The 20,777-nt window shown below is 69.1% G+C and carries 19 protein-coding genes and 1 tRNA gene; 8 read left to right on the top strand and 12 right to left on the bottom strand.

The window, feature by feature from the left end; translation table 11 throughout:
- The first annotated feature begins 8 nt into the window (after positions 1-8).
- Both A4X16_RS11710 and A4X16_RS11705 read left to right on the top strand, forming a co-directional pair.
- Entirely contained in the window at positions 9-737 is a 729-nt protein-coding gene (locus tag A4X16_RS11710) for a response regulator transcription factor (RefSeq protein WP_067120752.1), read from the top strand.
- Between the two features lie 26 nt (positions 738-763).
- The gene (locus A4X16_RS11705; RefSeq protein WP_067120754.1) at positions 764-2,269 is read left to right on the top strand and encodes a sensor histidine kinase; all 1,506 of its coding nucleotides are present in this window, start codon (positions 764-766) and stop codon (positions 2,267-2,269) included.
- Here A4X16_RS11705 and A4X16_RS11700 read toward each other — a convergent pair.
- From A4X16_RS11700 to A4X16_RS11675, 6 genes are all read right to left on the bottom strand, one after another.
- Positions 2,263-3,837 carry an FAD-dependent oxidoreductase gene (locus A4X16_RS11700; RefSeq protein ID WP_067120739.1) on the bottom strand — a complete coding sequence of 525 codons (1,575 nt, stop codon included), beginning with the start codon at positions 3,835-3,837 and terminating at the stop codon, positions 2,263-2,265. The two genes, A4X16_RS11705 and A4X16_RS11700, sit on opposite strands and share 7 nt — an antisense overlap.
- A 27-nt stretch (positions 3,838-3,864) precedes the next feature.
- Complete coding sequence (locus A4X16_RS11695; RefSeq protein ID WP_067120737.1) at positions 3,865-4,722, bottom strand: FAD:protein FMN transferase; 858 nt, start codon at positions 4,720-4,722, stop codon at positions 3,865-3,867.
- Between the two features lie 18 nt (positions 4,723-4,740).
- The gene (locus A4X16_RS11690) at positions 4,741-5,208 is read right to left on the bottom strand and encodes an FMN-binding protein (protein WP_067120735.1); all 468 of its coding nucleotides are present in this window, start codon (positions 5,206-5,208) and stop codon (positions 4,741-4,743) included.
- A 94-nt stretch (positions 5,209-5,302) separates the two neighbouring features.
- Positions 5,303-6,337 (bottom strand): ribose-phosphate diphosphokinase, encoded by a 1,035-nt coding sequence (locus A4X16_RS11685; RefSeq protein ID WP_067120733.1) that lies wholly within the window; start codon positions 6,335-6,337, stop codon positions 5,303-5,305.
- A gap of 8 nt (positions 6,338-6,345) precedes the next feature.
- Entirely contained in the window at positions 6,346-7,776 is a 1,431-nt protein-coding gene (gene glmU, locus A4X16_RS11680; protein ID WP_067120731.1) for a bifunctional UDP-N-acetylglucosamine diphosphorylase/glucosamine-1-phosphate N-acetyltransferase GlmU, read from the bottom strand.
- A gap of 1 nt (position 7,777) precedes the next feature.
- A tRNA-Gln gene (locus A4X16_RS11675) sits at positions 7,778-7,849 on the bottom strand.
- A gap of 91 nt (positions 7,850-7,940) precedes the next feature.
- On the opposite strand from A4X16_RS11675, the gene A4X16_RS11670 reads away from it, so the two are divergent.
- Positions 7,941-8,435: a MarR family winged helix-turn-helix transcriptional regulator gene (locus A4X16_RS11670; RefSeq protein WP_067120729.1), complete on the top strand. Its 495-nt coding sequence runs from the start codon at positions 7,941-7,943 to the stop codon at positions 8,433-8,435.
- 19 nt (positions 8,436-8,454) lie between these two features.
- The gene (locus A4X16_RS11665) at positions 8,455-9,378 is read left to right on the top strand and encodes a pseudouridine synthase (protein WP_197491830.1); all 924 of its coding nucleotides are present in this window, start codon (positions 8,455-8,457) and stop codon (positions 9,376-9,378) included.
- On the opposite strand, the gene A4X16_RS11660 is transcribed toward A4X16_RS11665, so the two are convergent.
- From A4X16_RS11660 to A4X16_RS11640, 5 genes are all read right to left on the bottom strand, one after another.
- Positions 9,365-10,024 (bottom strand): methionine ABC transporter permease, encoded by a 660-nt coding sequence (locus tag A4X16_RS11660; RefSeq protein ID WP_067120725.1) that lies wholly within the window; start codon positions 10,022-10,024, stop codon positions 9,365-9,367. The two genes, A4X16_RS11665 and A4X16_RS11660, sit on opposite strands and share 14 nt — an antisense overlap.
- Positions 10,024-11,067 carry a methionine ABC transporter ATP-binding protein gene (locus A4X16_RS11655; protein ID WP_067120724.1) on the bottom strand — a complete coding sequence of 348 codons (1,044 nt, stop codon included), beginning with the start codon at positions 11,065-11,067 and terminating at the stop codon, positions 10,024-10,026. Before A4X16_RS11655 ends, A4X16_RS11660 begins: the two co-directional genes overlap by 1 nt.
- A gap of 107 nt (positions 11,068-11,174) precedes the next feature.
- Positions 11,175-12,092 carry a MetQ/NlpA family ABC transporter substrate-binding protein gene (locus A4X16_RS11650; protein ID WP_067120722.1) on the bottom strand — a complete coding sequence of 306 codons (918 nt, stop codon included), beginning with the start codon at positions 12,090-12,092 and terminating at the stop codon, positions 11,175-11,177.
- 90 nt (positions 12,093-12,182) lie between these two features.
- A complete protein-coding gene (locus tag A4X16_RS11645; RefSeq protein WP_067120720.1) occupies positions 12,183-13,991 on the bottom strand; it encodes a Na+/H+ antiporter in 1,809 nt (602 codons plus the stop codon).
- Between the two features lie 118 nt (positions 13,992-14,109).
- The gene (locus A4X16_RS11640) at positions 14,110-15,915 is read right to left on the bottom strand and encodes an ABC-F family ATP-binding cassette domain-containing protein (RefSeq protein WP_067120718.1); all 1,806 of its coding nucleotides are present in this window, start codon (positions 15,913-15,915) and stop codon (positions 14,110-14,112) included.
- Positions 15,916-16,054: 139 nt separating this feature from the next.
- On the opposite strand from A4X16_RS11640, the gene A4X16_RS11635 reads away from it, so the two are divergent.
- From A4X16_RS11635 to A4X16_RS11625, 4 genes are all read left to right on the top strand, one after another.
- Positions 16,055-17,467 (top strand): HNH endonuclease signature motif containing protein, encoded by a 1,413-nt coding sequence (locus A4X16_RS11635; RefSeq protein ID WP_067120716.1) that lies wholly within the window; start codon positions 16,055-16,057, stop codon positions 17,465-17,467.
- A 196-nt stretch (positions 17,468-17,663) separates the two neighbouring features.
- On the top strand, positions 17,664-18,158 hold the full coding sequence (locus A4X16_RS11630; protein ID WP_157560150.1) for a hypothetical protein: 495 nt from the start codon (positions 17,664-17,666) through the stop codon (positions 18,156-18,158).
- Positions 18,159-18,707 (top strand): hypothetical protein, encoded by a 549-nt coding sequence (locus A4X16_RS17845; protein ID WP_157560148.1) that lies wholly within the window; start codon positions 18,159-18,161, stop codon positions 18,705-18,707.
- Positions 18,708-19,063: 356 nt separating this feature from the next.
- Positions 19,064-19,540 (top strand): PKD domain-containing protein, encoded by a 477-nt coding sequence (locus A4X16_RS11625; RefSeq protein ID WP_231880347.1) that lies wholly within the window; start codon positions 19,064-19,066, stop codon positions 19,538-19,540.
- A 79-nt stretch (positions 19,541-19,619) separates the two neighbouring features.
- Here A4X16_RS11625 and A4X16_RS11620 read toward each other — a convergent pair whose 3' ends face one another.
- Positions 19,620-20,741 carry a substrate-binding domain-containing protein gene (locus tag A4X16_RS11620; RefSeq protein WP_067120712.1) on the bottom strand — a complete coding sequence of 374 codons (1,122 nt, stop codon included), beginning with the start codon at positions 20,739-20,741 and terminating at the stop codon, positions 19,620-19,622.
- Positions 20,742-20,777: the final 36 nt, after the last annotated feature.

Below are 20,777 nucleotides of genomic sequence, written 5' to 3'. Positions count from 1 at the left end.
TGGGGGTCATGAGCACCGACCTCCCCGAACTGCGCCGTCCCGACGGCTCCCCCCTGCGCATCCTCGCCGTCGACGACGAGCAGATGCTCACGGACCTGCTCGCCATGGCGCTGCGCATGGAAGGGTGGGAGGTGCGCACCGCATCGTCGGGGCTCGAGGCGCTGCAGGTCGCGAGGGAGTTCGAGCCCGACGCGCTGGTCCTCGACATCATGATGCCCGACCTCGACGGGATGGCCGTGCTGCGGCGTCTGCGCGAATCGGGCAGCCTCGTGCCGGTCCTCTTCCTCACCGCCAAGGATGCCGTGGGTGACCGCGTCGCCGGCCTGACCGCGGGCGGAGACGACTACGTCACGAAGCCGTTCAGCCTCGAGGAGGTCATCGCGCGTCTGCGTGCCATCATCCGCCGCACCGGTCACGCCACCGCGGACGACGGCCAGTCGATCCTGCGGGTCGCCGACCTCACTCTCAACGAGGACAGTCACGAGGTCATGCGCGACGGCACCGAGATCGAGCTGACCGCGACGGAGTTCGAGCTGCTCCGGTACCTCATGCGCAACGAGCGCCGTGTGCTGTCGAAGGCGCAGATCCTCGACAGGGTGTGGAGCTACGACTTCGGCGGAAAGTCGTCGGTGGTCGAGCTGTACATCTCGTACCTGCGCAAGAAGATCGACGCCGGCCGCGCTCCTCTGCTGCACACGGTGCGCGGAGTGGGCTACATGATCAAGGCGCCTCAGTGAGTCTGACGAGAATGTCGGGCCGACCGATGAGCCTGCAGACGCGGCTCATGACGGCGGTCATCGGATTCGTGTCGCTCATCCTCGTGATCGTGGCGGTGATCACGAGCGCGACGCTCGGAGCGACCATGGAGCGCCAGCTCGAGGATCGCCTGAAGAGCTACTCGAGCCAGGTGACCCAATGGGTCGGTCGGGTGCCGGCCCAGTTGGCGACCGTGGAGAACGTCCTCGACATCAACGATGTTCGCGTCCCCGGCCTCCTGCTGGCGGTGTCGAGCTCGGAGGGAGGCACCAGCGGTGTGCTCTTCCCCGACACGAAGGACGAGTGGGGCGGGGTCGCGCAGACCCTGACGAGCTCCGATCTCCGGCGGATCGACGCCGCGCTCGGCGGCCAGCCGAGCGCTACCGTCACCCTCGACGATTTCGGTTCGTACATGGTGTTCGCGCAGAAGGCGGCGAACGGCGCGAACGTCGTCACCGGCCTTCCCCGCACCGAGATCCAGAATCAACTGGCGACGCTGCTCACCGTGATCGCCCTGGCGACGATCGGCGGCCTGATCCTGCTCGCACTGACGACGGCGATCACGATCAGGGTGGGGCTCAAACCGCTCCGTGCGGTCGCGGCCACCGCGACGCGTGTCGCCAACCAGCCTCTGGACCGCGGCGAGGTCGAGATCACCGAGCGCGTGCCGGCAGCGGAGGCGGACCCGCGCACCGAGACCGGTCTCGTGGGCGCGTCACTGAACACGCTCCTCGACCACGTCAACACCTCGCTCGCCGCGCGCCAGAAGAACGAGGAGCGGATGCGTCGCTTCGTCGCCGACGCGAGCCATGAGCTCCGCACGCCGCTGTCATCGATCCGCGGATACTCCGAGCTGTCGCTGCGCGCTCTCAAGCAGCAGGGCGGACCGGCCGCCATCGAGGGGACGACGACCTCGCTCGAGCGGATCCAGGCGCAGTCGCTGCGGATGACCCGCCTGGTCGAGGACCTGCTGCTGCTCGCCCGCCTCGACGAGGGCAGGGAGCTCGTCTACGGCAGCGTCGATCTCGCCCAGCTCGCCGTGGAGAGCCTCACCGACGCGCGGCCGACGGCGCCCGACCACCGATGGAGCATCGAAGTGCCCGAGGAGCCCGTCGTCATCGTGGGCGACGCCGGGCGGATGCATCAGGTCGTCGGCAACCTGCTCGCGAACGCCAGGACGCACACCCCGGCGGGAACCACCGTCACGCTGCGCGTGGGCCGCGAGGGCGACGACGCGGTGGTCCGCGTGCACGACGACGGTCCCGGGATCGACCCGGTGGTGCGAGACGAGCTGTTCGCCCGCTTCGCGCGCGGAGACAGCTCGCGCGCGCGCCAGACGGGCGGCACAGGACTCGGCCTCGCGATCGCGAAGGCCATCGTCGAGGGCCACGGCGGTGTCATCACCGTGTCGAGCCGGCCCGGCGACACGACCTTCACGGTGCGCATCCCGATCACTCCCGCCCAGGTTCCCCAGACTCCCGCGGCTCCCGCGGCGCCCGGCGACGCTCAGTAGCCGGCGAAGGCGTCGGTGGTCAGCGACCGCGCCTTCTGGAGGGCCGGAGCGAGGTCGGCGATCAGACGCGGCGGTCCGGAGATGTAGGCGTGACGCGCGCCCAGATCGGGGACCCGGCGCTCCAGCCCGTCGGCGTCGAGCCGGGCGCCCTGCGCCCACGTCCAGTGCGCGGGGAGGTCTGCGGGCTCGTCACGGGTGAAGACGATCACGCGTGCGCCGGTCGCGGCGAGCTCGTCGCGGAAGGCGAGCTCGGAGCTGTCGGATGCCACGTACACGAGCACCACGTCGCGCTCCCGCCCGTCGAGCTGCAGCTGGCGCAGCTGCGAGACGAACGGCGTCACGCCGATGCCCGCGGCGACCATGAGCACGGGGGCCTCGGAGCGCGGCAGCAGGAAGTCGCCCCAGGTGCCCGTGACCGCGAGGGTCGCGCCGGGGTCGGCGCCGGCCAGCGCACGCTTGTAGCTGGACGGATGCTGCTGATCGCCGTCCTTGTAGGCGATGCGGAGCGTCGGCAGATCACCGGGCGCCGAGACGATGCTGAACTCCCGACGTGTGCCTCGCGCGTCCGGACGGCGATGCGGGACGTCGAGCTCGAGATACTGGCCGGCCAGGAAGCGGACCTTCCCCTTCGCGCGGAACGTCAGCTCCTGCGCGGTCGGGGTGATGAACCGTCGCTCCTGCAGCACGAGGCGCACCGAGCCGCGGAGCGCGAAGGCGAACGCCAGGAGGTTGCCGATGAGCAGCGCGCGCTCCTGACCGAGGGTGAACAGTCCGCCGATCGCGATCGGCCACCCCGCGAGGACGCCGACGAGGCCGGCGACGGAGAACTGCTGCCAGCGGCGCGGGGGCAGCGTCAGCGGCTCGGACACCATGAACGCGCCGAGGAAGAGGAACGGCGACTGCAGCACCGCGAACGAGAGCGCGGCGCCGAGGTCGAACGCGATGTCGAACTCCTGCGCCTGCACGGCCTGGCGCAGCACCGAGACGCCGATCGCGACGATCAGGAACACGAGCACGATGCGCACCTTCTCGGTGCGCCACAGCACCGCGAGGCCGAGCACCACCACGGGCAGGAACAGCGACGGCGTGCCCACCCACCACGACGACGAGGTGCCGAGCCATTCGAATGCGCCGAAGGAGCCGAGGATCGACACCACGGATGCTCCGAACGCCGCCGGGTTGAGGATGTGTCGTCCCCTCCACGCGATCAGGTACTTCGACAGGCTCGCCACCGCCGCGGCGATCGCGAGACCGAGCAGCGCGGTCGGCTCGAGCCCCGGACGCAGCACGAACAGCAGGATCAGGGCGGTCACCAGCGAGGACTCGATGCGCCAGGGAAGCCGGAGGACGCGCTGGGCCGCGGCATCCACACCGGAGATCACGATCGCGAGCACGGCGAACGAGGCGAGGATCTCCGCCGGGGTCGGCGAGACGATCACGCCGAGCGCCGACAGCACGACGGCGATCAGCGCGAGGGCGAGGAGCGCGAACAGCACGAGGCGGTACATCGAGATGCCGCCGAGCATCGCGAGCACGCGCTGCCTCAGGGCGGTGATGGAGGTGATCACGGGTCTACTCTTCCCTACTTCGAGGCGTCAGCGGCGGGCGAGGAACAGCTCGGCGGGGCAGCCGGGAGAGCGCTCGACGCGCCCGTCGGTGGTCATGCGCACCCACTCGACGCCCCACGAGGCGGCGAGCTCCGGCCCGCCGTCGAAGAAGAGCGCGGTGGCGACGGCATCCGCGCGCATGGTGTCGGAGGCGAAGGCCCACGTCGCCGCCCAGGTGAGCACGGGCACTCCGGTGCGGGCGTCGAGGACGTGATGGAGGCCGTCGCCCCAGGCCCGCCGATTGACGGCGGATGCGGCCAGCGCGGCATCCCGCAGCTCGACCACGCCGATCGCCTTCGTCGGATCGTACGGATGCTCGAGCCCGACGCGCACCGCGCCGCCGCGCGCACGCATGTCGCCGCCCGCATCGATGACGAGGTCGCCCGGCACCTCGGCGAGGACACCCGCGACGAGATCGACGAGGCGCCCCTTGCCGAGCGCTCCCACATCGAGGAGGGCCGGGACGGATGCCGTGACCGCGTCGGCCGTCCAGGTGACGAGCTCGGGCCAGTCCTCGGGCGCTGCGGTCGGATGCCGTGCGACGAGACTGTACGCGGCGTCGTATCCCAGAGCCTCCAGGCTCGCGCCGATCAGCGGGCTCACCGCCCCGCGGGTCGCCGCCGACAGCTGTCGATACGCGTCGAGCATCGGCGCGGCATCCGGCGAGATGACCGCACCGCCGGCACGGGCGACGCGGGTGACCTCGGAGTCCTCGCGGAACCGCGACCACTCCCGGTCGAAGCGCTCGATCTCGGCGCCGACGAGGTCTCGTTCGTCGGCGCCGAGGTCGTGCGTCGTCTCGATCTCCCAGCGGGTGCCGATCGCGTCGAAACGCCAGATCGCCATGATCGCGACTCAGGCGCCTCAGGCGGCGGCCTGCTCCTTGATCGACTCGACGGCCTCGTTGAAGCCGCCGCTCGTGAGCGACGAGCCGGCGACGCGGCTGACCTCGATGTCGTCGAGCGACTTGCCCACGACCTCGTCGGAGATGCCGTCGATGAACTGTCCCTGGTACTGCTCGGTCTCGCGGGCCTGCGGGTCGCCGGTCACCTCGACCTCGGACACGACGCCGTCGGCGACGGTCAGCGTGACCGTGATCGTCTCGACGGTCTCGGGGGTCTGGTACGAGCCGTCGGCAGTGTAGGTCCCGTCGGCGTAGTCGCCGCTCGCACCGGCATCCGACGACTCGGTGCTGGTGTCGGTGCCGGTGTCGGTCGACGTGTCGTTCTCGGCGTCGGCGGTGCCGGAGCACCCTGCGAGGACGAGGAGTCCTGCGACGCCGGCGAGGGCGGCGCCCTTGCGAACGGAACTCGGTGCAGTCGTGCGGATCATGATGGTCCTCCCGGCCGTGATCGGTGTTGTCCTTCGACCGTAGGGATCAGATCTATGTGCGGGCTGTGCCTAGGTAAGCGTCCCCTAAGTCGGATCAGGCGTCGCCGCCGAACATGCTCGTCACGGAGCCGTCCTCGAACACCTCGTGGATCGCGCGCGCCAGCAGCGGCGCGATCGGGAGGATCGTGAGCGTCTCCCAGCGGCGCGATTCGGTGAGCGCGATCGTGTCGGTGATGACCACCTCGTCGATCGAGGCGTCCTGGAGGCGCTCCGACGCCGGGTCGCTGAAGATCGCGTGGGTCGCGGCGACGATCACGCGGTGCGCGCCGTTCGCCTTGAGCGCCTGCGCGGCCTTCACGATCGTCCCGCCGGTGTCGATCATGTCGTCGACGAGCAGGCAGGTGCGACCTTCGACGGCGCCGACGATCTCGTGCACGGACACCTGGTTGGCGACCTTCGGATCGCGACGCTTGTGGATGATCGCGAGCGGCGCGCCGAGGCTGTCCGACCACGTGTCCGCGACACGGACGCGGCCCATGTCGGGAGAGACCACGGTCAGGATCTCCCGGTCGGCGGCCGACAGCGTGCGCTCGAAGTGGTCGAGCAGCACCGGCTTGGCGAAGAGGTGGTCGACGGGGCCGTCGAAGAATCCCTGGATCTGCGCGGCGTGCAGGTCGACGCTCATCACGCGGTCGGCGCCGGCGGTCTTGAGGAGGTCGGCGACGAGGCGGGCGCTGATCGGCTCGCGACCGCGGCCCTTCTTGTCCTGACGGGAGTACGGATAGTACGGGGCCACGACCGTGATCCGCTTGGCCGAGGCCCGCTTCGCCGCGTCGATCATGATGAGCGTCTCCATGAGCCACTCGTTGACCGGCTCGCCGAACGTCTGGACGAGGAAGAGGTCGCAGCCGCGGATCGAGACCTCGAAGCGCGCGTAGATCTCGCCCGAGGCGAAGGTCCGGTGCTCCGTGGGGACCACCTCGGTGCCGAGAGCCGCGGCGACAGCGGCGGTGAGCTCGGGATGCGAGCGGCCTCCTGCGACGACGAGCCGCTTCTTGGTCTTGGCGACGAGCCCCGGGGCGATCCCGTTGTCCCGATCCAGATCGACCGTCTTCTTCTTGCGCGCCATCTGTCCGCCTACTCCGCGTCTCGCGATCGGGCTGCGGCATCCGCCGCGCCCGTGCCTGCCCTGTTCTTCTCGACCCAGCCTTCGATGTTGCGCTGAGGCGCGACGCTCATCGAGAGGGCACCGGCCGGGACGTCCTTGCGGACGACGGCGCCGGCTCCCGTCTTGGCGCCGGCTCCCAGCCTAACGGGCGCGACGAGGGTCGTGTGCGAGCCCGTGTGCACCTCGTCCTCCACGACGGTGCGGTGCTTGTTCACATCGTCGTAGTTCGCGGTGATCGTGCTCGCGCCGAGGTTCACGCCGCGGCCGATCGTGGCGTCTCCGACGTACGACAGGTGCGGCACCTTGCTGCCCTCGCCGATCTCGGCGTTCTTGGTCTCGACGTACGCGCCGATCTTCCCCCTGGCGCCCAGGACGGTGCCGGCGCGGAGGTACGAGAACGGTCCGACCGTGGCCTCGGCCCCGATGACCGCGAACGTGGCGTCGGTGCGGCGGACGACCGCATCCTCCCCCACCTCGCATCCCACGAGCGTCGTGTCGGGCCCGATCGTGGCGCCCTCCGCGATCTTCGTGGCGCGCAGGATCTGCGTGTTCGGCAGCACGGTCACGTCGGGTGCGAGCGTGGCGTCGTCGTCGATCCAGGTGGTGGCCGGGTCGACCACGGTGACGCCCTCCCGCTGCCAGTGCCGGACGATGCGCTCGTTGAGCAGGCGGCCGACGAGCGCGAGCTGCGAGCGATCGTTGACGCCGTAGGTGACGGTGACGTCGGAGACGACGGATGCCGCGACGCGGTCGCCGTCCCGACGGAGCAGGCCGGGGACGTCCGTCAGATACATCTCGCCCTGGGCGTTGTCGACGCCGATCTCGGGGAGATACCGGCGCAGCGTCGTCGCGCGGAAGACGTACATCCCGGCATTGATCTCGCGCACGGCCGCCTCGTCGGCATCCGCGTCCTTCTGCTCGACGATGCGGTCCACGCCGCCGTCCGCGTCGCGGATCACCCGGCCGTACCCGGTGGGGTCGTCGACGACAGCGGTCATGAGGGTCGCCGGCGCTCCCGAGGCGCGGTGCTCGGCGAGGAAGGAGGAGAGCGTGTCCGCGTCGGCGAGGGGGCAGTCGCCCGAGAGCACCAGCACGTCGCCGTCGAAGTCCGCGGGGAGCTCGTCGATCGCGACCTGCACGGCTCGTCCGGTGCCGGGGACGTCGTCCTGATCGACGAACACTGCGTCAGGGTAGTCCTCGGTCAGCGCCGCGACGACCTGGTCGCGCTCGTGGCGGACCACGACCTCGATGTGGTCGGCGCCGAGACGCGTGGCGGTGGTGAGGACGTGCCCGACGAGCGGGCGCCCTCCGATCGGATGCAGCACCTTCGGCAGCCGTGAGCGCATTCGCGTCCCCTGCCCTGCGGCGAGGATGACGATGGCGAGAGTGTTCCCAGTCATGCTCCGCCGCCAGGACTCGAACCTAGACCTCACAGCTCCAAAGGCTGTCGTGCTGCCATTACACCACGGCGGACCGCGGCGTCCCGGAGGACGCCGCGGGTCAAGTCTGCCACGTCCGCATCGGTGCCGACGGCGATCGGTTCGCGACCCGCGATAATGGACGGATGAGCGAGGCGGATGAGGTCGATCGGATCGTCGGTGCCTGGAACACCCAGCGCCCCGACCTCGACTTCTCGCCCCTCGAGGTGCTCTCCCGCATGGATCGGCTCACCCGCCTGCTCGACCGCGCCCGCCGCGACGTCTTCCGTCGCAGCGACCTCGAGGCATGGGAGTGGGATGTCCTCTCGGCGCTGCGTCGCGCCGGCGCGCCCTTCCAGCTGTCGCCGAAGCAGCTGCTGCAGCAGACTCTCGTCTCCAGCGGCACCATGACCAACCGCATCGATCGACTCGTCGGGCGCCGCTTCGTGCGCCGCGAGGCGGACCCCGCCGACGGGCGCAGCGTGCTGGTCACGCTCACCGACGACGGCCGCATCCGTGTGGACGCCGCCATCACGCGCCTCGTCGACGTCGAGGCGGACCTGCTGCAGGCGCTGTCGCGCGGCGACCGCGATCGCCTCGCGGCGCTGCTGCGCAAGCTCAGCCTGAGCTTCGACGCGTGACGGGACGACGCTGATGGGCATGCTCTCCCCTCTTCCCGTGCGCGACGGCGTGGGCGCGACCCGCCTGCACGTGCCGCTGCAGGGCGAATGGCCGACGGTCGCCGCCTACATGATCGAGCGCTTCTTCCACCTCGATCCCGAGCGGCTGCTCGTGCGGTTCGACCTGGGCGAGATCGTGGCGCACGACGGCACTCCCCTGGCCAGGGACACGCCTCTCGGCGCCGAGGAGTTCATCTGGTACTACCGCGACCCGCCCGCCGAGACCCGTCTCCCCGTCGAGCTCGAGATCGTGCACCAGGACGAGGACCTCGTCGTCGTCGACAAGCCGCACTTCCTCCCGACGACGCCGGGCGGCAGGTTCCTGCAGAACTCCGCGCTCGTGCGGCTGCGCAGGCTGCTCGACAACCCCGATCTCGCGCCGATCCATCGACTCGACCGGCAGACCGCGGGTCTGCTGATGTTCGCGGCGCGACCGGAGTCGAGGGGGCCGTACCAGCTGCTCTTCGAGAACCGCGCGGTGCAGAAGGTCTACGAGGCGGTGTCCGCCCGCCCTGCCGACTGGGACCCCGACCGCTTCCCGCTCGTCTACCGGAACCACATCGCCAAGCTGCGCGGCGAGCTCAAGGTGCGCGTCGACGACGAGCGGCCGCCCAACGCCGAGACCGCGATCGAGGTCATTGACGCGGACGCCCGCGTCGTGCACACGCTCCTGCGGCCCCACAGCGGCAAGATGCATCAGCTGCGGGTGCACCTCGCGGCGCTGGGGCTGCCGATCCTGTACGACCCCTTCTATCCCGAGCTCACCGGCGAGCACCCCGACGACTTCGAGCGTCCCCTGCAGCTGCTCGCGCGCGAGCTGCACTTCGTCGATCCGCTGAGCGGGGAGGAGCGCATGTTCGCGTCGGGCAGGACCCTGTCGGAGGCTCCGCTCAGCGGCGCATGATCTTGCGCGCCAGCCTCGTGCCGAGGATCTGCACGAGGTGCACGAACACCACGATGAGGACGATGGCCGTCCACATCACGACGGGCTCGAATTGACGGAAGCCGTAGATCTGGGCGAAGGCGCCGAGACCGCCGCCGCCGATGAGACCCGCCATCGCGGTCATGTCGATGAGCGCCACCACGATGAACGTGTAGCCCAGGATGAGCGGGCCGAGGGACTCGGGGATGGCGACCGTGAAGAGGATGCGCCACGGCCCGGCCCCCATCGCCCGTGCCGCCTCGATGACCCCGGGCGGCACCGACACGAGGTGCTGCTCCACGATGCGGCCGATCGCGAACGCGGCGGCGAGCGCGATCATGAACGCGCCGGCCGTGGTGCCGATGCCCGTGCCGACCACCGCGCGGGCGAAGGGCTGGGCGACGGCGACGAAGAGCACGAACGGGATCGGGCGGAAAAAGTTGACGCCGAGGTTCGCGACGAGTGAGACCGCGCGGTTCTCGGCGAGGCCTCCCGGGCGCGTGACATAGAGGATGACGCCGATCGCGAGTCCGAGGACGCCGCCGAGCAGCAGCGCGAACGACGTCATGTAGAGCGTCTCGAGCGCGGCCTTCCACAGCTCGGGCCACAGTTCGTTCAGGCGATCCATCAGAGCGCCTCCTCTCGAGCGATCTCGGTCACTTCGACGCGTTCGCCGATCGCGGCGAGGGCCCTGTCGATCGCCGGGCCCTCTCCGCGGATCGCGAGCGTCAGGTGCCCGAAGGCGCGACCGCGGATGTCGTTGATGCCGCCGTAGACGAGCTCGAAGTCGAGACCGGCGGCGGCCAGGTCGAGGAACACCTGCGCCTGCGAGGAGTCGCCGTCGCGGAACGAGAAGGTGACGAGGCGTCCGCGGTGGCGCTCGCGGAGCACCGACAGCTCGGACGGCGACGGGATGCCCTTGACGACCGTTCCCACGAACCGCTGCGACGCGGGGTTCTGCGGCGCGGAGAAGACGTCGAAGACGTCGCCCTCCTCGATCACCCGGCCGTTCTCCATCACGGCCACCTTGGTCGCGATGGTCTGGATGACGTCCATCTCGTGGGTGATGACGACGATCGTGACGCCCTGCTCCTCGTTGACCCGCTTCAGCAGGTCGAGGACCTCGTGCGTGGTCTGCGGGTCGAGCGCGCTCGTGGCCTCGTCGGCCAGGAGGATCGCGGGCTTGGTCGCGAGGGCGCGGGCGATGCCGACACGCTGCTTCTGCCCGCCGGACAGCTGCTCGGGGTATGCCTTGGCCTTGTCCGAGAGGCCGACGAACGACAGCAGCTCGGTGACACGCGCCTCGATGTCGGTCTTGCTCCACCCCGCGAGCTTGAGCGGGTAGGCGACGTTGGCCCTGACCGTGCGCGAGGCGAAGAGGTTGAACTGCTGGAAGATCATGCCGATGCCGCCGCGGACCTTGCGCAGCTCGCTCTCCTTGAGCGCGGTGATGTCCACGCCGTCGACGAGGATCGTGCCGCCGGTGGCCGGCTCGAGCGCGTTGATGAGGCGCACGAGCGTCGACTTGCCCGCGCCCGAGTATCCGATGATCCCGAAGACGTCGCCCTTCTCGATGTTCAGGGTGACGTCGTCGACCGCGATGATCTCGCCGTCACCCGGGGTGCGGGCGGGGTACGCCTTCGACACGGCGGTCAGGCTCACGATGGGCATGTGCTGCTCCGGTGGGGGTGTTGTCGGAAGACGACGAATCGGGTGACGCGCGCGGCGCCACCCGATTCTCTCTCATCGGCCGGGGGGTTCGCTCCCGGCCGACGTCGTCACTTGTTCGCTGCGGTGTCCTTCTGGACCTTCTCGAGCGACGAGACCAGGTCCTCGACGGGGGTCTGCAGCGGGACCGCGGTGTCACCCGACGACTCGAGCAGACCGGCCTGGACGTCCTCGTTCGTCTGGAAGATCTCGACGAGCTTGAGGTACGTCTCGTTGTCGGCGTCCTCTGCGCGGGCCGCGAAGATGTTCACGTACGGCAGCGCGTTGGGGTCCTCCGGGTCGTCCTGGGCGATCGCGTCGTCGAACGACAGTCCGGCGTCCTCCACGAAGTCGTTGTTGATGATCGCCGCGGCGACGTCGGGCAGCGAGGTCGGGATCAGCGCCGCCTCGAGCGCCGTGACCTCGACCTTGGACTTGGCGGTGTCGACGTCGGCGAGGTCGGAGAAGATCGTGCCGCCGCTCTTGAGCTCGATGAGTCCGGCGGACTGCAGCACGAGCAGCGCGCGCGCCTGGTTGGACGCGTCGTCCGGGACGGCGACGGTCTCGCCCTCGGGGATGTCGTCGACGTCGTCGTACTTCTGCGAGTAGAGCCCCAGCGGGTAGATCGCGGTCGAGCCGATCGGGGTCAGGTCGGAGCCCGATGCCTCGTTGTACTCGGCGAGGTAGACGATGTGCTGGAACTGGTTGAGGTCGATCTCGCCCTCGGTCAGCGCGGGGTTGGGCTGCTCGTACGAGCCGAAGTCGACGAGCTCGACCGTGATGCCCTCCTCGGCTGCCGCCTCGACGAAGGGCGCCCACTGCGCGTCGCCCTTGCCGACGACACCGATCTTGACGGTCTCGTCGGAAGATCCGCCGTCGGAGCCGGCGTCGGAGGATGCGGTGGCGCAGCCTGCGAGGGCGACGAAGAGCGGGACCGCGGCGAGCGCGGCGATGACGGACGTGGTCCGACGGGATGCGGTGAAGGACATGGTGAGTGGGTTCCTCTCTTGGGGGACTCGCCTACGTTAGGCAGCGACGCCCCGCCCGCGACAATCGAGCGTCACAGAGCGTCACAGCCGTCAGTCGAAGTCCTCGATGCCCTGCAGGCGCACCTGCTCGAGGTCGAGCCGCGCCGAGATCCGACGGACGACGAGGTCGTCCACCGTGCCGCTGCGACGCAGCCCCAGCAGCACCTCGCGCTTGCGGTCGATCAGTGCGAGCTTGAGACGGGTGTGCTCCTCGTGACGCAGGAGGGGCGAGCGCTGCATCACGTCGACATCGGCCGAGGTCGCGATCATCTGCAGTGTGCGCACCTCGCCGACCGCGGCGTCGACCGTGACGATGTCGGGGTCGGCGGCGTCGCCCGGGATGCGGATCGCGCCGCCTCCCGCATCCGCGGACTCGTCGTCGGGGGCGACCGGGCTCGTCCCTGCGCCCAGCGGATCGGGCTCGCCGAGCATCTCGTCGAGGGCCTCCGCCTCGGCATCCACGATGGCCTGCTCCCTCGCGAGAGAGCGCGCGTTGGAGTACTCGAGCATCTGATAGCCCTCGGCCCGCACCTTGTCGCGGACCTCCTGGCCGATCCCGTGCTCGGCCGCGAGATCGTCGAGCGCGGCGAGCGCGGCTCCCGAGATGGTCCGCTCCGCGAGCTCGTACTCCTCGGCCTCCATGTGGTCGACGGGGAAGCGCGCCCAGCGCACGATCGCGGGCAGCAGCGGTCCCTGCACGAGCAGGCTGAGCAGGATCACGCCGGCCGTCACGAAGACGATCTCGTCGCGACCGGCGATCTCGCCCTGCGTCTCGCTGGCGACGGGCACCGACAGGGCGATCGCGAGCGACACGGCTCCGCGCATGCCCGCGACGGTCGAGACCGCCATCGATCGCGCGCGGGCGCCGCGGCTCGGACGGGGGCCGGTCCGCCGCTGGAACGGCGCGTTCATGAGCTGGAACAGGTAGCGCACGGCGAGCAGCGTCGCCCACACCGCGAGCGTGATGAGCACGAGGCGACCGATCGCGGCCGCAGAGATCTCGTGGACGACGAACTGGACCTCGAGCCCGATCAGAACGAACAGCGCCCCGTTGAGCAGGAAGACGCCGAACGGCCACGCGGCATCCGCCTGACGCCTCGACGAGGCCGTCGTGACGCGCGGAGCGATGTAGGCGACGATCAGGCCCGCGACGACGACCGCGAGCACCCCCGACGCGTGCACGATCTCGGCGAGGAGGAAGGCTGAGAACGGGATGAGCAGCAGCGTCACGTTGATCACGATCGTCGACGACGTGCGCCGCAGCAGCAGGTAGCCGAGCATCGCGATCACGACGCCGGCGGCGACGCCGCCCACGTAGGAGGTGAGCACCGAGACCGTCACCGACCACGGGGAGATCTGACCGCCGAGGGCGAGCGACACCGCGATCGCGTAGAGCACGAGCGCCGTGCCGTCGTTGGTGAGGCTCTCGGCCTTGAGCTTCATGAAGAGGCGCCGGGGCAGCAGACGTCCGAGCGCGGCGACGGCCGTGGCGTCGGGCGGGGCGACGGCGGCTCCGAGGATGAGGGCGGTCTCCCACGGCATCCCGAACAGCAGTCCGATCCCCGCGACCGCGAAGGCGGATGCCACCACGAGGACGGTGCTCATCGGGAGGATGTAGCGGAAGTCGCGGCGGATCGACCGCAGCGAGGTCGTGAGGCTCTCCCAGAACAGCATCACCGGGAGGAAGAGCAGCAGCACCGTCTCCGGCGGGAGCTGGATCTCCCGCAGCGCCGGCACGAAGCCGAGCGCCAGCCCGAGGATCACGAGCACGAGCGGCAGCGCCAGCCGTACTCGCGGCGCGAGCAGCGTTCCGACGAGGATCGTGAGTCCGATCAGGACGGTGACCTCGAGTCCTTCCACGTGCACCTCCCGGGTACCGCAGGATCATGCTCTGCGATCCCGGATGGCATCGAACCCCGCCCAGAGCACAGCGTCCTGCAAGGCCACCGTATTCCCGCGGGGCGCGGATCGCGAGGGATCAGCCGATCTGCTCGGTGAGCTCGAACCAGCGCAGCTCGAGCTCCTCGATCTCCGCCTCGGTGTCTCCGATGGCCTTCATCTTCTCGCCGAGCCCGGCGTAGTCCGCCTGGTCGTGGTCTGCCAGTGCGTGCTTCGCCCTGTCGACCTGCTCGGTGAGCTTCTGGATCCGTCGCTCGAGGGCCGAGACCTCCTTCTGCGCCGTCCGCAGTGCAGCGCCGTCGAGACCCGTCGGTGCGGCCGGTGCGCTCGTGGCGGCTTTGGCCGGCCCGGCATCCTGCAACTGGCGCAGCCGCAGGTACTCGTCCACGCCGCCGGGGAGGTGGCGCAGACGGCCGTCGAGGATCGCGAACTGCTGATCGGTGACGCGCTCGAGGAAATACCGGTCGTGGCTGACGACGAGAAGGGTGCCCGACCAGGAGTCGAGGAGGTCCTCGATGGCGGCGAGCATGTCGGTGTCGAGGTCGTTCGTCGGCTCGTCGAGGATCAGCACGTTCGGCTGGTCGAGCAGCACGAGGAGGAGCTGAAGACGGCGCTGCTGGCCACCGCTGAGGTCCTTCACCGGGGTCGACAGCTGCGCCGAGGAGAACCCCAGGCGCTCGAGCAGCTGACCCGGCGTGAGATCCTGCGCCTTGGAGCCCGTCCCCATCGTGTACGAGGTGCGGAGTCCAGAGATGATCACGCGCACGGGGTCGTTCCAGTGCTGCGCGAGCTCGTCGAGCCGCTGCGTGAGGGTCTGCACCTTCACCGTCTTGCCGCGCTTCACGCGGCCGCCGCTGGGCTCGACGGTTCCCGAGATGAGACCGAGGAGGGTCGACTTTCCGGCGCCGTTCACACCGAGGATGCCGGTGCGCTCGCCGGGGGCGATGCGCCACTCGACGTCTCTGAGCACCGTCTTCGTGCCGCCGTCCGCCGTCGGGTAGGTCACGTCCACGTCGAGCAGGTCGACGACGTCCTTGCCGAGGCGCGACACCGCGAGCGACTGCAGCGAGACCTTGTCGCGGATCTCGGGGACGTCGGCGATCAGCTCGTTGGCGGCGTCGATGCGGAACTTCGGCTTGCTCGTCCGGGCGGGAGCACCCCGGCGCAGCCAGGCGAGCTCCTTGCGGGCGAGGTTCTGACGCTTGGCCTCGGTCGCCGCCGCCATCCGGTCGCGCTCGACGCGCTGCAGGATGTAGGCCGCGTACCCTCCCTCGAAGGGCTCGACGATGCGGTCGTGCACCTCCCAGGTCTCGGTGCAGATCTCATCGAGGAACCACCGGTCGTGCGTCACCACCATGAGCGCCCCGGAGTTCGCCGCCCAGCGCCGCTTCAGGTGGCCGGCGAGCCAGGTGATGGCCTCGACGTCGAGATGGTTGGTGGGCTCGTCGAGCGCGATGACGTCCCAGTCGCCCGCGAGCAGCTTCGCGAGGGACACGCGCCGGCGCTGGCCGCCGCTCAGGGAGCCGATCTGCGCGTCCCAGGGCAGATCGGTGAGGAGTCCGGCGATGACGTCGCGGACGCGCGCATCGCCCGCCCATTCGTATTCGGGGGTGTCCCCCACGACCGCCTCGGCGATCGTCAGGTCGTCGGGCAGCGTGTCCGCCTGGTCGAGAACGCCGATGGTGGTCCCGCCGCGCACCGTCACGCGACCCGAGTTCGGCTCCTTGATGCCGGCGAGCATGCCCAGCAGGCTCGACTTCCCGTCGCCGTTGCGGCCGACGATGCCGATGCGGTCACCTTCTTCGATGCCGAGGGTCACGGAGTCGAAGACGACCCTCGTCGGATATTCGAGGTGGAGGGCTTCAGCCCCGAGAAGGTGTGCCATATCGCCTTCCAGGGTAGTGGCGGTCGATGTGAGTGAGGTTCGGGGCGGCGGGGAGGGGGGCGGCTGCGAGATGCCGTTGTCTCGGAATGGAGTGTCGAATATACTTTCGAATGACGGTGATTCCTGCTGTACTTGATTCATGACAGCACTGCTCGATGCGACCGACGAACAGATGGCGGCTCTCGCCGGTCTGGTCGAGTCGCTGCACGTCGCCGAGGCGACGCTGAGCAGCATGCAGGCCGCCCGCGACGGGTTGCTGGCGCTCGCCGGTCGCCTGGCGATCGACATCGCGAAGCAGGGTGATCACCCCGACCGCGGCGATCACTCGATCAGGACGGTCGCCGCCGAGATCGGTGCGGTCCAGCGCGCGAGCGACCGCACGGTCGAGCGGCGCATGGCATCGGCGAGCCTGCTGGTGGAGCAGTTCCCGGCGGTGTGGCAGGCGCAGGGAAACGGACGCATCAGCGCCGGGCACGCCCGCGTGATCGTGGATGCCGGATCGCAGATCGCAGGCGATGCGGACCGAGCGGCCTACGCCGCCGCGGTGCTGCCTCTGGCCGAGGAGGAGTCTCCGAACCGGCTGCGCGCGCTCGCGCGCCGGATCGCCGAGCGCTTCGCGCCGAGCACGATCGACGAACGACACCGGAGGGCTCGTTCACAGCGCCGGGTCTGGGTGTCCGACGGCGAGGACGGCATGGCGGGGCTCCACGTGCACGCTCCCGCGACGCTCGTGCACGGGATGTTCGATCGGCTCTCGCAGGCGGCGCACATCATCCGTGAGGAGAACCGCCGCGCGAAGAAAGAGGCGGCCCGCGAGGGCCGGGACTTCGACGCCGACGACCGCACGGTCGACGAGATCCGAGCGGATCTGCTCGCCGATCTGGTGCTCACGGGCACCTGGAGCGGGCACGACAGCGAGGATGGACTGCTGAGCGAGATCCGCGGTCGTGTCGAGGTGACGGTGCCCGTGACGACTCTCATGCAGGACGACGGTGCGGAGATCGATACCGAGGGTGACGAGGATGCTGACGCTGACGATACGGATGCTGACGGTGCTGACGCGAGGCCTGATGTGAAGGCCCGTTCGACGGCGCCGGCTCCTCCCGCGGAGCTCGACGGCGCGCTCCCCGTCGACGGCCGCACCGCGAGATGCCTCGCCGGGGCGGCCCCGATCTGGGATCGGGTCCTGACGCATCCGGTCAGCGGGCGGATGCTCGCTGTCGACGGCTACCGCCCCAGCCCGCGGCTGCGCCGCCACCTCAGGGCGCGCGATCAGCGGTGCAGGTTCCCAGGCTGCGGGATCGTCGCACGGAAATGCGACCTCGACCACAATCATGCCGCCGCCGCGGGCGGTGCGACCTGCGACACGAATCTCGCCGCCTTCTGCCGCCGCCACCACGTGCTCAAACACAATTCGCCGTGGCACGTGGAACAGCGACCCGGTGGCATCCTGGAATGGACCAGTCCCACCGGGCGGACCTACATCGACCGTCCACCGCCGCAGCACACGGTGAGGTTCTCCCCCGTGGGAGACGACCCGCCCCCGTTCTGATCCCTGTGGATAACGAAGACGCCGCCGCGCCGCACTTCACTACGGTGGCGCGATGACTCTGCTGCGATTCCGCTCCGCGTCCACAGGCTCCCGTTTTCGTTCGCTTCTCCTGCTATGTATGGTGACCGCCGCGGTAACTGCGTGCACTCCCGCGGCCGCTGGCCGCGCATCCCGCCCTGTCAAGCAGGGCGCATCGGTGACCGCGGGGAAGGTCTATGAGTCGTACATCGATGCGAACAACGCCTTAGACGTCGCGGCCCCTGACACATTCGCGGCAGTGGCGAAAGTGACGACTCCCCTGCTGTATGCAGGCCTCTCAGCAGCTTGGGCCGATCGGTTCGCGAGCGGGGTGATCACCGAGGGAGACATGACCATCGAGTCGTTCCGCGTAAAGAGCGTGCACCCGGGCGAGCGCGTCGAGGCAACAGCCTGCCTTGACGCATCTGAAGTCACGCTGGTGGATCGGCACGGGGAGTCGCTGATTCCGGATAACTCGCCGGTCTACTTGGAGATGGATGTGGAGTTCGTTTCGATCGATGGCGAGATGCTGCTCGATAGTCAGCACGCTGTGCCCCTTTGGTCCTGCCCCACTGCACTCAGAACATCCACACCTGGTGACCACGACAAGGTCGCTCGATTCCACGACGCGGAGTGCAGTCTCCTCGCGCGACGAACGCTCTGCGAGGGATGAATGCGCGACGCGACGATCATCTCGCAGGCGAAAGCGGCTCTGGTTGCCGGTGCCCTCATCGGGTTGGGTGTACTCGCTGGATGCGTGTCAGACCATACCTCTCCGCCGACCGCCACACCTTCTCCCGCTTTCGTGAGCGAGGCAGCGGCATTCGCAGCAGCAGAGGAGGTGTATCGGGCGTACAACGACGCTAGCAACGCACGGCGTTCAGGGGCGGACGACGCTGACCCGCAGCGATTCTTAACTGGACTTGCCCTCGAGGACGACATCGATACCCAGAATTCACTGCGATCGAGCGGCCTGACGGCCGCCGGAACGGCAGAGATTACTTCCATTCTGGGCAAGGCTGGCGTGCTTTCCGCAAGCGACGCAAGGATCACGATGGCGATCTGTCTGGATGTCTCCGACGTGCTGCTACTGGACGGCGCAGGCATGGACATCACGCCTGTCGAACGAGGCGACACTGTCGCGCTGGAGGTGCTCTTGGTAGGCGGCGCCGATTCTCTCCTAATCTCTGACGCACTACCTACGAACGAAGGCGGATGCTGAGCGTGGAGGCAGTTTCCATCATCGTTCTCTCGATAGCGCTCGCGCTTATGACAGCACCGTCAACGTCCAACTCCAGCGGCTGCTCCCCCGAGTCGTTATCGCTTGGCATATGTGGGTCCAGCGACGGATCGTCGCTCACAATTTCAGGCACACGTCAGACGACAACGAACAACTCGCCGTCGACCCCACGCTCCGGCACTCCACCACAGGACAACACTTCCAGTCCGCCAGCGGGGCCCAGCCCGGAGGCGATCCGGCTTGCGGAGTGCCTGGACGACGGCGGGACGACTCGGTGCGTGAGACGCGAGGCGCCGGAGCCGGAACCGAACGATCCGCCGCAGCCTGGCGTCCCGGCCGTGACGATCAGCGACCTCGTGCAGTTCACCCCGGAGGCGACCGTGCTCGCAGCGGAACCCGGCAATGTCGGGGTGGCCGGCATGCCGACGAATTTCGCGGCGGCGGCATCCGTGCAGACGCGCACCGGCAGCCTCTTCGGCGTTCCCGTCGTCGTGCGGTTCACGCCCGTCGGGTACGACTACACGTTCGGCGACGGGGAGAGCGCGACCACGACCACAGCCGGACAGACGTGGGAGGCGCTCGGCCAGGCGCCCTTCACCCCGACCCCGACGAGCCACACCTATCGACAGCGCGGCACGTACCCCGCACGGGTGGACACCCGGTACACCGCCGAGATCGACCTTGGAACGGGCTGGATCCCGGTGTCGGGACAGCTCACCTCCCGCGGCCTGACCGTCGCGATCCGCATCTTCGAGGCCCGGACGGCGCTCGTCGCCCACACGTGCGACGAGGACCCCGACGGCTCCGGCTGCTGACGCTGACGGCATCACGACACGGACGAGCCGCCCGGACCCGAGGGTCCGGACGGCTCGTCGTGGTTCGAGGATCTGTCGCTTACTGGTACGACTGGACGATCTCGAGGAGGCTCGGGACGTTGGCGTACGCCTCGGCCGCGTTCTCCTTGGTCACGATGACCGGGTCGAGCAGGTACGAGTCGACGACCTTCACGCCGTTGTCGTAGGACTCGGTGTCGTTGACGTCGACCTCCTCGCCCTTCTGCAGCTGGCCGACCATCTTGATGGCCTGTGCCACGAGCAGCGTGGTGTCCTTGTTGATCGTGGAGTACTGGATGCCCTCCATGATCGACTTCACGGACTCGACCTCGGAGTCCTGACCCGTGACGACCGGAACCGGCTTGCCGGCCTGCTGCACCGAGGTGATGATGGCGCGAGCGAGGGTGTCGTTCGGCGAGAGCACGCCGTCGAGAAGGGTGTCGCCGCTGTACGAACCGGTGAGGAGCGTGTCCATGCGGTTCTGGGCGTTCTCCGCGAGCCAGCCCTCGGTGGCGGTCTGAGCGATCTCGGTCTGACCCGAGACGACGTTCAGGGTGCCGTCGTCGATCTTGTCCTGCAGCACGCTCATGGCGCCGTCGAAGAAGACCTTCGAGTTCGCGTCGTCCGGCGAACCGGAGAACAGCTCGATGTTGTACGGAGCCTCGTGACCCGCGCGCGCCTCGAGACCGTCGAGCAGGGCCTGGCCCTGCAGCTCGCCGACCTTGAAGTTGTCGAACGCGACGTAGTAGTCGACGGCCTCGGTGTTCTCGATGAGACGGTCGTACGCGATCACGTAGGCGCCGGCATCCTTCGCCGCCTGCACCTGCGTGGCCAGCTGCTTGCCGTCCTTCGCGCCGATGATGATGACCTTGGCACCGTTGGTGACCATGGCCTGGATCTGGTTCTGCTGCTCGGCGACCGTGTTGCTCGCCGGCGCGTACTGGACGTCGGCCTTGAAGCCGGCCTCCTCCAGACCGTCGGTGAAGAGCTTGCCGGCGAGGACCCAGTTCTCACTGGTCTTGTCCGGAAGCGCGACGCCGATCGTGGAGTCCGCCGCGAAGCCCGCTTCGGCCTCTTCGCCCGATCCCGACCCGGTGTCGCCGCCACGCTCGGCCGAGCAGCCGGTGAGCGCGAAGGCAGCCGTCGCGACGAGCGCTGTCGCTGTGACGATGATCTTCTTCATGTGATCTCTTTCTGTGTGATGTGACGGATCCTGCAC

The organism is Microbacterium sp. H83 (genome assembly GCF_001650405.1).
Lineage (GTDB): Bacteria > Actinomycetota > Actinomycetes > Actinomycetales > Microbacteriaceae > Microbacterium.
This window is presented reverse-complemented; position numbering and strand designations above follow the sequence as displayed.

Coding starts and splice junctions, on each gene's coding strand:
- A4X16_RS11710 (WP_067120752.1), top strand. CDS start 9: ATGAGCACCGACCTCCCCGAACTGCGCCGTCCCGACGGCTCCCCCCTG.
- A4X16_RS11705 (WP_067120754.1), top strand. CDS start 764: ATGAGCCTGCAGACGCGGCTCATGACGGCGGTCATCGGATTCGTGTCG.
- A4X16_RS11695 (WP_067120737.1), bottom strand. CDS start 4,722: ATGGCGATCTGGCGTTTCGACGCGATCGGCACCCGCTGGGAGATCGAG.
- A4X16_RS11690 (WP_067120735.1), bottom strand. CDS start 5,208: ATGATCCGCACGACTGCACCGAGTTCCGTTCGCAAGGGCGCCGCCCTC.
- A4X16_RS11685 (WP_067120733.1), bottom strand. CDS start 6,337: ATGGCGCGCAAGAAGAAGACGGTCGATCTGGATCGGGACAACGGGATC.
- glmU (WP_067120731.1), bottom strand. CDS start 7,776: ATGACTGGGAACACTCTCGCCATCGTCATCCTCGCCGCAGGGCAGGGG.
- A4X16_RS11670 (WP_067120729.1), top strand. CDS start 7,941: ATGAGCGAGGCGGATGAGGTCGATCGGATCGTCGGTGCCTGGAACACC.
- A4X16_RS11665 (WP_197491830.1), top strand. CDS start 8,455: ATGCTCTCCCCTCTTCCCGTGCGCGACGGCGTGGGCGCGACCCGCCTG.
- A4X16_RS11660 (WP_067120725.1), bottom strand. CDS start 10,024: ATGGATCGCCTGAACGAACTGTGGCCCGAGCTGTGGAAGGCCGCGCTC.
- A4X16_RS11655 (WP_067120724.1), bottom strand. CDS start 11,067: ATGCCCATCGTGAGCCTGACCGCCGTGTCGAAGGCGTACCCCGCCCGC.
- A4X16_RS11650 (WP_067120722.1), bottom strand. CDS start 12,092: ATGTCCTTCACCGCATCCCGTCGGACCACGTCCGTCATCGCCGCGCTC.
- A4X16_RS11640 (WP_067120718.1), bottom strand. CDS start 15,915: ATGGCACACCTTCTCGGGGCTGAAGCCCTCCACCTCGAATATCCGACG.
- A4X16_RS11635 (WP_067120716.1), top strand. CDS start 16,055: ATGACAGCACTGCTCGATGCGACCGACGAACAGATGGCGGCTCTCGCC.
- A4X16_RS17845 (WP_157560148.1), top strand. CDS start 18,159: ATGCGCGACGCGACGATCATCTCGCAGGCGAAAGCGGCTCTGGTTGCC.
- A4X16_RS11620 (WP_067120712.1), bottom strand. CDS start 20,741: ATGAAGAAGATCATCGTCACAGCGACAGCGCTCGTCGCGACGGCTGCC.